This window comes from Pseudoxanthobacter soli DSM 19599 (assembly GCF_900148505.1).
In the GTDB taxonomy this organism is placed as follows: Bacteria; Pseudomonadota; Alphaproteobacteria; order Rhizobiales; family Segnochrobactraceae; genus Pseudoxanthobacter; species Pseudoxanthobacter soli.
This window is the reverse complement of record NZ_FRXO01000003.1, coordinates 160,329-172,358: the sequence shown is the minus strand read 5'-3', so window position 1 is coordinate 172,358 and position 12,030 is coordinate 160,329. Positions and strand designations below refer to the sequence as shown.

Below are 12,030 nucleotides of genomic sequence, written 5' to 3'. Positions count from 1 at the left end.
CCCGCGGCGGGATGATCCCGAACCGGCTCAGGGAGCCGGCACCACGGTGTAGACGACGCCCGACGGCCCGTAATAGGGGCGGTAATAGTAGCCGCCGCAGGCATAGTAGGTGGTGCCGTAGGCGGGCGTCGCGAGGCAGCCGGGCGGCAGCGCGCCATAGGATGCCCCGATGACGGGGACCGCGGGAGCGACCACCACCGGCGCCGGTGCGACATAGACCGGATGCGAGGCTGCCGCCGCGCCGATCATGGCGCCGGTCGCCACGCCGACCGCACCGGCCGCCGCCACGGCGCCAGCATTGTAGCCACCGTTATAGTAGCCCCAGTGGGGCGCGCCGCCGGCGACAACCGTCGGGCCGTGCCACACGGCGCCGCCGCCATAGGGCGTGTGCCAGGCCGCGCCGCCGCCGCCACGATAGGCGACCCAGGCGGATGCGGGGCCGGCGGCGACAATCGCCGCGGCGGCCAGCGAAACGGCGAGAACCAGTCTGCGCATGGCGAACCTCGTCTTGGGGGAGGACAGGCGATCCCGGCTCATTTCGCCGGCTCCGTCTTGCTGGCGTCCTTGCCAGCGTCCTTGCCCGCTTCCGGCGGGAGCGGGGCGAACTCGATCTTGGCGGCGCCCGCGGGCGGCGTGAAGGTGAACGCCGCTGCGTCGGGCGTCGCGTCGAGCTTCCAGTCGCTGAATTCGGCGGTGTAGGTCGGCGTGCCCGGCAGGTCGAGATGCGTCAGCGCATAGCGCACCGGCAGGCGGGTCTTGTCGTCGAGCCAGAGCTGCCATTCGTAGCGCGGCGTGGCGAACATCAGCTGGACGGTCTTCTCGCCGTGAACCAGCGCCGGTCCGATCACATAGGCGTCGACCACGTCCTTGGTGAGCAGCACCTCGGGATCGGAGGTCAGGAACTCGGCGGCGGGCAGTTCGAGGCCGTGCTTCTCCTCAGCGGCGGTGATCAGCGCGTCGACGGTGCCTTCGGCCGGCATCTCGGCGAAGAAGTTCTTGGCCTTGTCGAACACCGTCAGCTTCTTGCCGTCGAACAGGAATTCCGTCTCTCCGGCGCCGGTCTCGATCTCGGCCTTGAGCTTGTCGGGCCGGGACACCGTGACCTCGGCGTCGCTGAACAGCGTGACCATCTGCCCGAGCGTGGTCGCGACCTGGTGCGAGGCGTCGATCTCGACGGAGAAGGACTTGGCGGCCGCGATCTTCGAGGTCGCGGACTTCAGGAGATCGAGGGCCTCCTGCTCGATCAGCGGGGCCGGCGCTTCCGCCGGTGCGGCTGCGGCATCGGCCTGTGCGGCGGGCGCGGCGGGGGTCGCCTCGCTCTGCTGGGCCGCGGCCGGGCCGGTCCACGCCGCGGGGGCGAGGCCAGCGACGGCCAGCGGCAGGCTGGCGAGTGCCGCCGCCGCAAGGCGCCTCGGCTTCGATGATTTCGGGTCTGCCATGATCCCTCCGGTTCCATCCGAACGATGCTTCCGGGGCGGTGCAGGCCGGCAAGTGTCCGGCCGGAGCCCCGGCATCATCAAGAGCGTGAGCATATCCGTCCGGATCGATGCGATCGTGACGGGACCTTCCTCACGGGGCGCGGAACCGGCCCTGCGTCGCGGTGCGCCCGTGGAGCCCGCAATCGGCCGCGTCCTTCCCCGCAGGGACATGCCGACCGGCAGGACCGCTCGATCCTGCCGGACTATGCGCCAGTTCGCGGGAATTATGGTTTCAATTCCGTGAACTTTGTCTCGACCAGCATGTCACGAGCCCGCAAGCCTGTGGAAGGGGGCGCGACGCGGGAACGTCATCGCGGACAAAAAGAAACACCCGGGCCGTTCCCGGCCCAGGTGCTTGCATACTTGAGCGGCGCAAGGCGCGGGGAAGCCGGCTGAACCGTCGGCACCTCGGCCCCGGTCAGGCGATGCGGCGGGCGTCGAACTGGCCGTGCTTGCGGAAGCGGTAGAGATAGGTCGGCAGGATCGCCTCGAGATTGGTGGGGCGGATGCCGATGCCGGCGAGCGTGCGGCCTTCGGCCGTTGCCTCAGCCGACACGACGTTGTCCTTCTCGAGCAGGAGAAGCTGGTCGACCGTCACCGGCGCGCCCGGCAGCCATTCCGTGAGGCGCGCCACCGTCTTGGCGAACCCGAGCGGAACGCCGACGATGGGCCGGGTGCGGGCGGTTTCGCGGTTCACCAGCGCGAGGCACTCGCGGAAGGTCTTGATTTCCGGGCCGCCGAGTTCGTAGACGCGGCCGGCGGCGATGGTGCCGTCGATGGCCCGCGCGATCGCCTCGGCGACATCGCCGACGAACACCGGCTGGAAGCGCGTGTCGGCGCCGAAGGCGGGCAGGATCGGCGACATCCGCGCGATGGCGGCGAAGCGGTTGAAGAAGCCGTCTTCCGGCCCGAACACGATGGAGGGGCGGAAGATGGTGGCGCCGGGCATGGCCGCCTTCACCGCTTCCTCGCCCTTGGCCTTGGTGCGGGCATAGGCGGACGGCGAGTTCGCATCGGCGCCGATGGCGGAGACGTGAACGAGGGTGGCGATCCCGGCCGCCTTCACGGCCTCGGCGACCGCGCGGGCGCCGCCGGCCTGAACGGCCTCGAAGCTCTGCCGGCCGGTCGGCGCGAGGATGCCGACGAGGTTGATGGCGGCCGAGGCGCCCTCGAGCGCACGGGCGACGGAGGCGGGATAGCGCAGGTTCGCCTGCACCGGCAGGATCTGGCCGGCCATGCCGAGCGGCTGCAGGTGACCGGCGAGATCCGGCCGGCGCACCGCGGGACGGATGCGGTAGCCGCGCTTGGCAAGCGCCCGCACCACATGCCGCCCGAGAAAGCCCGAACCGCCGAACACCGTGACGATTTCGTCCTTCAGCGCCTCAGCCATCGCGACCCGTTCCTCTTGTCGTGCGCGGCGGCGCGTCATGATCCGCGCTCCGGCCGCATTGCCTTCGATGTTCCACCTTCGTGTCTAGCGCACACTTCGCCGCCCGTACAGGCGCGCGTGCGCCGCACCATGCCGAATGCCGCAAGCCCGCCCCGTCGCTGCAACCTGCCCCCCGCCGGTGCCTGTCGCTTGCTCCTGCCGCCCTCTCTTGCCGCTTGCTCTCGTCGCCTGCTCCTGCCGCCGGCACTTTCTGGCCCGAGCGGCTCCGGCCTCGCGTCCGTGCCGGCGTCCGCCGCGCTCTCACCGGCCGACTGTCACAACATCTTCGTCTTTCCACAGCCGGGGCGATTGACAACGGCCCGGGCGGGCCGTAAGTCATCGCCCGTCGCCCAGATGGCGGAATTGGTAGACGCGCAGGTTTCAGGTACCTGTGCCGCGAGGCGTGGAGGTTCGAGTCCTCTTCTGGGCACCAAGTTCCGCAAAAAGCCCTGCAACGCAGACGCGTTGCGGGGCTTTTTCGTTCTGGGGCCTGCTGGCGCGAGTGCGGGTTGCCGGTCCAGTGTCCGGTCTTCGCCTCATCTGCGCGCTCAGGGAGAGCATTCGATTGCAACGCTGAAGCTCTGTGCCATGGCGGCGATATCGGCCGGCTTCATAGGCGTCGTCTGACTCCCCGGCGTCGTCGTGACGTTGTTGCTTTCCAGAAAGCTCTGAGCAATCGAGGCCTTGATCGCAAAATTGATGTTCTGCGGGATGTCAGCCGTCACGATCGCTACTTTGAGAGCATTGAGCTTGGCGACGATCACGCCGACGACATTGCCGCTTTCATCAAGCAGTGGTCCACCGCTATTGCCCGGCTGCACGGGAGCGGAAATCTGGAGATGGCGACTGTCGTCGTTGAGGCCCGCGGTGGCTGTGACGGTTCCTCTCGTGAAGTTTCCGGTGCTCGCAAGAACGCCTCTGAGCGGATATCCGAAAGCCGCTACATCCTCGCCAAGACGAATTCCGGTCCGCATCCGAGCGACGGCGGTGGCGGGCTGCGCGGCTTCGATCAGGGCGAGATCATTTGTCGTGTCGCGAGCGGCAACGCGACCCGTCGCAGGGTGTCCTTCCAGAGCCGTCGTCACCGCCTCGCATCCTTCGACGACATGCGCGTTGGTGAGGATGCGATCCCGCGTCACGTAGAAACCGGTTCCCGACACAGCCTCAGCGTTCTTTTCTGGTGGCTTTGGTGACACCGCCGCTGGCTCCGCGGCGGTAGACTGGGGCGTCGGGACCGTCGCAGACGCGGGGGGTGCCTGTGCTGTCTGCGCGGGCGCGGAAACCTGTTCGGCTTCCAGGTACCCGTGCGCAATGAGATGACGCCTCAGGGCTTCCGGAAATGGTGGCGTGTAACGCTGGTCTTCAGGACATTGACCTTCAGGAGCCTCTATCCGGCAGTAGGTGGGAAGGAAGATGCTATCTGGCTGGTAGTTGGACAGCATCCGGGACCACGCTGCGGCGCCTTCTCCGGCGACCGTTGCCGTCGCCACCCATCCGGCGAGGAATCCGTTTTCACTCCACAGGGACGGACTTTGCTTGGCGATGAACTCAAGACCACGCAAACTCTGGATCAAACGATGTCTCAGGTCGGATCGATGGGTGATGTCTGTTACAACGCTTCCTGTCAGGGTGCCGATTTTTATCGGTGATATAGAGCTTGCATAATCCGAGAATGCATAAAGGAAGCTGTCGTCGTAAGTAATGATCTCCGATACGCCGTCTCCATTCACGTCTTCGAAATTTATGCCCTCTCCATCTCCTGTTCCGAGATCGACGGTACGCCAACTGCTGTCATATTGTTCTACGAGCGCAGCCGTCGAGGTGCAGCAGTGTGCGCCGCCGCTGTAGCTGTCGAGCACGATTTCGGGTGTCTGATTGCTTGAGTCCAGTTCGACGAGTTTGACGCTGGAGGGATACGCCGCGGCCGCATCAAAATGAACGCGTGCTTCGAACGTGCGTGGTCCTGTAGGGGACCGCGTTGCGCCCCGAATATGTGCGATCCATCCGGACGACGCACTTTCCCGAACCACACTGACGACCAACCCTGCGGTCGCCAGATGGGCTGGACTTCCCTGGTTCAAGGTTGCCGATGCCAGTATCGGGCTGGATGGACGCCAGACGGTGGCGACATAACCTTTCCCGCGTGACAGCAGGGCATCAGCGGGCAGGAGGACGACATTCTTTCTGGCCTGATCCAGCGACCCCTGCCTTGGACCTAGCATGACCGCGTACCAACCGTTGTTCGCCAAAGTCACGCGCGCGTCAGCGCCGTAGACGCGAGCGATTGCCGATCGCTTCGTCGAGCCCGGCGGCACTGGCGACGACGACCCACGACCAGCCTTTTGGAAGGCGCATATCCTCCGCGTTGGCGCCAGATGCGCCACCGGCGAATATCGGCGCGAGGAGAGACGGCAATAGGCGATGCCAGATCCTGCGGCCAAAACCTCTCCGACCCATCTCTCGCCCCCGTCATCTTTTCCGAGCATGGTACGACGGGTGCTCGCGGGAGTCGATTATCGCGCTCAGTTGCAACGGGCCGGCTGAACGGCCCGTTCCGCTCCTTCGCCTACGCCGCCACAGACGTTCCGAGCCGCGCGCCCTTGCGCTCGGCGGAGGGGGTGCGGCCGAAGTGCTCGACATAGCTCTTGGAGAAATGCGAGGCGGAGACGAAGCCGCAGGCGATGGCGATGTCGAGCACCGGGCGGCTCGTCTGGCGCAGCAGGTCGCGGGCGCGCTCCAGCCTGAGCGTCAGGTAGTGGCGCGTCGGGCTGTGGCCGAGATAGCGCACGAACAGCCGCTCGAGCTGGCGGGTGGAGCAGCCGGCGCGCTGGGCAAGCGCCGCGCAGCTCAGGGGCCGCTCGATGGAGGCCTCCATCATCGCCACCACGCCGAGAACCTTGGGATGGGCGACGCCGAGACGGGTGCGCAGATCCATGCGCTGGCGCTCGTCCGCCTCGCGCACGCGATGGTGGATCAGCTGGTCCGTCACCTCCGAGGCGATGTCCGGCCCGTGGTCGCGCAGGATCAGCGACAGCATCATGTCGACCGCCGAGGTGCCGCCGGCGCAGGTGAAGCGGTTGCGGTCGATCTCGAACAGCTCCTGGCTGAGGTCGAGATCGGGGAATTCCGCGGCGAGGCTCGAATGGTTCTCCCAGTGGATGGTCGCCTGGTAGCCGGCGAGCAGGCCAGCTTTGGCAAGCACGTAGGTGCCGGTGCACACCGCGCCGAGGCCGGTGCCGAACGAGGCGAGGCGGCGCAGCGCCGCCATCAGCTCGCGGTGGTCTATCGCCTGCACGTCGACGCCGCCGCAGACGATGGCGACCGAAAGCCCCTGGGCCTTCGAATACGGCAGTCCGACGGAGACCTCGACACCGTTCGAGGCCGTCACCGGCCGTCCGTCGGCGGAATAGAGCTGCCATGCGTAGAGCGCGCGGCCGCTCGCGCGGTTGGCGAGGCGCAGCGGCTCGATCGCCGAGGCGAACGCGATCATCGAGAAGTCGGGCACCAGCATGAAGCCGATGGTCCGCGGCTTTTCGTCCGCTCCGGCGGACGGCCGATGACCGCCGCCGGCCTTCGCCGTCCCGGGCTTCTGCAGCATCGTCGATCGCTCCCCTCGGCCGGCTTTTGCCGTGCCGTCCGGATGATGGGCGCCGGATTTGATCTTCGTCAAGTTTGTCTGGAAGTGGAACAGGTCGAAGGAAGTCGCATGGAGGCAAATATCCGTCGTTCCGGTTGAAGCGACTCGGCGGGTCGGAAGCGACGCTCGTCATGACGCGGTGATGCTTCGGCTTCCGGCTCGCTGTAACATTGCCGTCGCACCCCGGCTCGCCCCTTCGCACGCCCAAGCACCAGGTCCGTCGCCCATGCGCCGTTTCTCCCTCGCGTCGCTCGTCTCGGAGGCGTTCAACGCCCATCAGGGCTGGGGGCGGCAATGGCGCTCGCCGGAGCCGAAGGCCTCCTATCAGGCGGTGATCGTGGGCGGCGGCGGCCACGGCCTCGCGGCGGCCTATTATCTCGCCAAGGAACACGGCCTGCGCGACATCGCAGTGGTGGAGCGCGGCTGGCTCGGCGGCGGCAACACCGGCCGCAACACCACCATCATCCGCTCGAACTACCTGTTCGACGAGAGCGCGGCGCTCTACGACCACGCCGTCAAGCTCTGGGAAGGGCTGTCGGCGGACCTCAACTACAACGTCATGTTCTCCCAGCGCGGCGTTCTGATGCTGGCGCACAACACCCATGACGTGCAGAGCTTCAAACGCCACGTCTATGCCAACCGGCTGAACGGCGTCGACAACGAGTGGTTGTCGGCGGAAGAGGCGAAGGAATTCTGCCCGCCGCTCAACATCTCGCCGGACATCCGCTATCCGGTGCTGGGGGCGGCGCTTCAGCGCCGCGGCGGCGTCGCGCGCCACGATGCCGTCGCCTGGGGCTATGCCCGCGCCGCCGACGCGCTCGGCGTCGACATCATCCAGAACTGCGAGGTCAAGGCGATCAACCGCGGGCCGGACGGCGCGGTGACGGGGCTCGAGACCTCGCGCGGAACCATCGCCACCCGCAAGATCGGCGTTTCCACCGCCGGCCACACCAGCGTGGTGATGGCGATGGCCGGGCTCCGGATGCCGCTGGAGAGCTTCCCGCTGCAGGCGCTGGTTTCGGAACCGGTGAAGCCGGTCTTCCCCTGCGTGGTGATGTCGAACGCTGTGCATGCCTACATCTCCCAGTCCGACAAGGGCGAACTGGTGATCGGCGCGGGCACCGACCAGTACGTTTCCTACAGCCAGCAGGGCGGCCTCCACATCACCACCCACACCCTCGACGCGATCTGCGAGCTGTTTCCGCAGTTCTCGCGGATGCGGATGCTGCGAAGCTGGGGCGGCATCGTCGACGTGACGCCGGACCGTTCGCCGATCATCGGCAAGACGCCGGTGCCGGGGCTCTACGTCAATTGCGGCTGGGGCACCGGCGGCTTCAAGGCGACGCCGGGGTCGGGCAACGTGTTCGCCTGGACCATCGCCAAGGACGAGCCGCACCGGATCAACGCGCCGTTCAGCCTCGACCGTTTCCGCACGGGCTACCTGATCGACGAGGCGGCGGCCGCGGCCGTCGCCCACTGAGGGGCGGCGGCGATGCCGTCTCACCCGTTCCGCTTCAATTCATGCCGTTCCCGCCCGCCGGCGCTCCGGCCGGTCGCCTGAGGAATCCGAGGTCCCGATGCTGCTCGTCGAGTGTCCCTATTGCGGCGCAAGGCCGGAGATCGAGTTCCACTGCGGCGGCGAGGCGCACATTGCCCGCCCGGCGGTGCCGTCCGAGACCGATGACGCCACCTGGACGGCCTATCTCTATTACCGCACCAACCCGAAGGGCGTGCATGCCGAGCGCTGGAACCACCTGCACGGCTGCCGGCGCTGGTTCAACGCGCTGCGCGACACCGTGAGCGACAAGTTCCTCGCGACCTATCCGATGGGAACGCCGCGGCCGGATGTGCAGACTGCCGCGCCGGCGGCGAACGGGGAGGCGCGCTGATGGACGCCGAGACCAACGCACCCGCCCGCTACCGCCTGCCGCGCGGGGGCCGCATCGACCGCGGCGCGCCGATCACCATCCATTTCAATGGCACCGCGATCCCGGCCTTCGAGGGCGACACCGTCGCCTCGGCGCTCTTGGCGAGCGGGGTGCACTTCGTCGGACGGTCGTTCAAGTATCACCGGCCGCGCGGCATCGTGAGCCACGGCTCGGACGAGCCGAACGCGCTGTTGTCGGTCGATCGCGGCATCGGCCGGGTGGATCCCAATAACCGCGCCACGGTGACGGCCGCGACCGAGGGGCTGCACGTCGGTTCGCAGAACCACTGGCCATCGCTGCAGTTCGATATCGGCGTCGTCAACGACCGGGTCTGGCCGCTCCTGCCGGCGGGGTTCTACTACAAGACCTTCATGTGGCCGAAGGGCTTCTGGGACAAGGTCTACGAGCCGCGCATCCGCGCCGCCGCCGGCCTCGGCCGCGCGCCGGGCCGGCCGGATCCCGATCGCTACGCCAACCGCCACGCCCATTGCGACGTGCTCGTGGTCGGCGCCGGGCCCGCTGGGCTCGCCGCCGCGCTCGCCGCCTCCGAGGCCGGCAAGCGGGTGATCCTCGCCGACGAGCAGCAGGAAGTCGGCGGCTCGCTCCTGCACGAGGTCACGGCCGAGATCGAGGGCCGCTCGGCGATGAAGTGGCTCGCCGAGACCCGCAACGCGCTGGAAGAGCGCGACAACGTCATCGTGCTGCCGCGCACCACCGCGTTCGGCTACTACAACCAGAACCACGTCGTCATGGCGGAGCGGGTGAGCGACCATATCGCCCGCCCCGCCGCCGGCCAGCCGCGCGAACGGCTGTGGCAGGTCCGCGCCGGCGAGGTTGTTCTGGCGACCGGCGCCCATGAGCGGCCGCTGATCTTCGCCGGCAACGACCGGCCGGGCGTGATGCTGGCCGAAAGCGTGCGCGCCTATATCAACCGCTGGGCGGTCGCGCCGGGCACTCAGATCGTGTTCGTCATCAACGGCGCCTCGGCCTACCGGGCGGCGGAGGACGCGCAGAACGCCGGGCTCGACGTCACCGTGGTCGATTACCGCTTCGAAGGCGAATGCGGGCCGGAGACGGCGCTGCTCAGGGGCCGCGGCGTCACGGTGCTGACCGGGCACACCGTGGTCGGCACGTCGGGGCGCGGGCGCGTCTCCTCCGTGGTCGTCGCCAAGCTCGGCCCCCACGGCGAGGTGCGCGGCCAGCGCCGCACGCTCCTGTGCGACTGCGTGGCGATGTCCGGCGGCTGGACGCCGGCGGTGCACCTGTTCTCCCAGTCGCGCGGCAAGCTCGCCTTCGACGAGGCGATCGACGCCTTCGTGCCGGGCGCGCCGTCGCAGGCGGTGCGCGCTGCGGGCGCGGCGGCCGGGACCTACCAGCTCGCGGGCTGCCTGGACGACGGCTTCGCCGCGGGCGCGGCGGCGGCGGGATCCCACGCCGAGCGCACCTTCGCGGCGAGCCCGGTGTTCGCCGGCTTCAAGCCGGTGCGCGAACTGCCGACCGACGCCGACCGGATGCGCGTGCGCGCGTTCGTGGACTTCCAGAACGACGTGACCGCCAAGGACGTGCGGCTCGCGGTCAAGGAAGGGTTCGAGTCGGTCGAGCACGTCAAGCGCTACACCACCAACGGCATGGCGACCGACCAGGGCAAGACCTCCAACATGACGGCGCTCGGCATCATCGCCGATACGCTGCACAAGCCGGTGCCGGCGGTCGGCACCACGACCTTCCGCCCGCCGTTCACGCCCGTCACCTTCGGCACCCTGATCGGTCCGAACAAGGGGCCGCTGTTCGACCCGGCCCGCAAGACGCCGATCCACGACTGGGCGGCCGAGCACGGCGCGGCGTTCGAGGACGTGGGGCTGTGGAAGCGCGCGCATTATTTCCCGCGCGCCGGAGAGGACATGCACGCCGCCGTGGCGCGCGAATGCCGCGCGGTGCGTACCGGCGTCGGCCTGTTCGATGCCTCCACCCTCGGCAAGATCGAGGTGGTGGGGCCGGACGCGGCCGAATTCATGAACCGGCTCTACATCAATGCCTGGCTGAAGCTCGAACCCGGCCGCTGCCGCTACGGCCTGATGCTGAAGGAAGACGGCTTCGTGTTCGACGACGGCGTCGTCGCGCGGCTCGCGCCCGACCGCTTCCACGTCACCACCACCACCGGCGGCGCCCCCCGCGTGCTCGCCCACATGGAAGACTATCTTCAGACCGAATGGCCGGATCTGAAGGTGTTCCTCACGTCCATCACCGAGCAGTGGGCGGTGATCGCGGTGCAGGGGCCGAAGGCGCGCGAGACCATCGCGCCGCTCGTCGAGGGCATCGACCTCGCGCCGGCCGCGTTCCCGCACATGGCCTATCGCGAGGGGCGCGTCGCCGGGGCGCCGGCGCGGGTGTTCCGCGTCTCGTTCACCGGCGAGGTCGGCTACGAGATCAACGTGCCGGCGGATTACGGCCGCTCGGTGTGGGAGGCGATCCATGCCGCGGGCGAACTCTACGGCATCGTGCCCTACGGCACCGAGACCATGCACGTTCTGCGCGCCGAGCGCGGCTTCATCATCGTCGGGCAGGAGACCGACGGCACGGTGACGCCGGACGATCTCGGCCTTGCCGGCATGATCGCCAAGACCAAGGCCGATTTCGTCGGCAAGCGCTCGCTCGCCCGGCCGGAGATGGCCTCGCCGGAGCGCAAGCAGCTCGTGGGCCTGCTCGCGACCGACCCGGCCGTGGTGCTGGAGGAGGGCGCGCAGGTCGTGACCGATCCAAAGGCGCCCGTGCCGATGCCGATCATCGGCCACGTCACGTCGAGCTATGCCAGCGTCAATTGCGGCCGCTCCATCGCGCTCGCGCTCGTCAAGGGCGGACGGGCGCGGATGGGGGCGACGGTCCACGTCACCACGCCGTCCGGCTTCACCACGGCGACCGTCGCCGAGCCGGTCTTTCTCGATCCCAAGGGGGAGCGCGTCCATGGTTGAGGCGGATGGGGCGGACTGGGTGAAGGCGCTGCCGGCGCATCGCGAGCCGGTTCTCGAGCACGTCGCGGTCCATCAGGCGGGCGGCGTCACCGTCCGGCCGCTGCCACCGAAGGCGCGGTGGTCGCTGCGGCTCGGCCCCGGCGTCGCCGAGGCGGTCGGAGCCGTCGCCGGCCTGTCCCTCGCCGGGGCCGTCAACAGCTACGCCGCAGCCGGCGACCGGCTCGCCGCCCGGCTCGGGCCCGACGAATGGCTGGTGATCGCGCCGGACGCGGATGCCGCGGAGGTCGCCGCCGCGCTCGGCGAGGCCCTCGCCGGGCACCTCCATGCCCTCGTCGATGTCGGCCACCGCGATGTCGGCATCGGCGTCGAAGGCGCGAAGGCGGAGGTCGCCCTCAATGCCGGCGTCGCGCTCGACCTCGACTTGCGCGCCTTTCCCGTGGGCATGGCGACCCGCACGCTGTTCGGCAAGGCCGACATCGTGCTGTTCCGGCTCGGGCGCGACGCCTGGCGGGTGGAGTGCTGGCGCTCGTTCGCGCCCTATGTCCACGGCCTGCTGGTCGAAGCCACGTTCGGGGTCTGAGCCGGCCGC

At 68.7% G+C, this 12,030-nt stretch carries 9 protein-coding genes and 1 tRNA gene; 5 read left to right on the top strand and 5 right to left on the bottom strand.

Annotated features, from left to right (window positions below; genetic code table 11):
- Positions 1-27: 27 nt before the first annotated feature.
- The 3 genes from BUF17_RS08410 to BUF17_RS08400 form a co-directional block, all read right to left on the bottom strand.
- Positions 28-495 carry a hypothetical protein gene (locus tag BUF17_RS08410; RefSeq protein ID WP_139282473.1) on the bottom strand — a complete coding sequence of 156 codons (468 nt, stop codon included), beginning with the start codon at positions 493-495 and terminating at the stop codon, positions 28-30.
- 38 nt (positions 496-533) lie between these two features.
- Complete coding sequence (locus BUF17_RS08405; RefSeq protein WP_073627575.1) at positions 534-1,439, bottom strand: DUF2092 domain-containing protein; 906 nt, start codon at positions 1,437-1,439, stop codon at positions 534-536.
- 457 nt (positions 1,440-1,896) lie between these two features.
- A complete protein-coding gene (locus tag BUF17_RS08400) occupies positions 1,897-2,868 on the bottom strand; it encodes a complex I NDUFA9 subunit family protein (protein WP_073627573.1) in 972 nt (323 codons plus the stop codon).
- Between the two features lie 387 nt (positions 2,869-3,255).
- Between BUF17_RS08400 and BUF17_RS08395 the strand changes: the two genes are divergently transcribed.
- A tRNA-Leu gene (locus tag BUF17_RS08395) sits at positions 3,256-3,340 on the top strand.
- Positions 3,341-3,455: 115 nt separating this feature from the next.
- Here BUF17_RS08395 and BUF17_RS22155 read toward each other — a convergent pair.
- The gene (locus BUF17_RS22155) at positions 3,456-5,162 is read right to left on the bottom strand and encodes a S1C family serine protease (protein WP_175563656.1); all 1,707 of its coding nucleotides are present in this window, start codon (positions 5,160-5,162) and stop codon (positions 3,456-3,458) included.
- A gap of 311 nt (positions 5,163-5,473) precedes the next feature.
- Positions 5,474-6,505, bottom strand: a complete 1,032-nt coding sequence (locus BUF17_RS08385; protein WP_428977635.1) for a GlxA family transcriptional regulator — start codon at positions 6,503-6,505, stop codon at positions 5,474-5,476.
- Between the two features lie 265 nt (positions 6,506-6,770).
- Here BUF17_RS08385 and BUF17_RS08380 point away from each other — a divergent pair, with 265 nt between their 5' ends.
- The 4 genes from BUF17_RS08380 (at position 6,771) to BUF17_RS08365 (ending at position 12,021) form a co-directional block, all read left to right on the top strand.
- Positions 6,771-8,024, top strand: a complete 1,254-nt coding sequence (locus tag BUF17_RS08380) for a sarcosine oxidase subunit beta family protein (protein WP_073627569.1) — start codon at positions 6,771-6,773, stop codon at positions 8,022-8,024.
- Positions 8,025-8,121: 97 nt separating this feature from the next.
- The gene (locus BUF17_RS08375) at positions 8,122-8,433 is read left to right on the top strand and encodes a sarcosine oxidase subunit delta (protein ID WP_073627567.1); all 312 of its coding nucleotides are present in this window, start codon (positions 8,122-8,124) and stop codon (positions 8,431-8,433) included.
- A complete protein-coding gene (locus BUF17_RS08370; RefSeq protein ID WP_073627565.1) occupies positions 8,433-11,441 on the top strand; it encodes a sarcosine oxidase subunit alpha family protein in 3,009 nt (1,002 codons plus the stop codon). The genes BUF17_RS08375 and BUF17_RS08370 overlap by 1 nt, the downstream gene beginning before the upstream one ends.
- Complete coding sequence (locus BUF17_RS08365; RefSeq protein ID WP_139282472.1) at positions 11,434-12,021, top strand: sarcosine oxidase subunit gamma; 588 nt, start codon at positions 11,434-11,436, stop codon at positions 12,019-12,021. The genes BUF17_RS08370 and BUF17_RS08365 overlap by 8 nt, the downstream gene beginning before the upstream one ends.
- Positions 12,022-12,030: the final 9 nt, after the last annotated feature.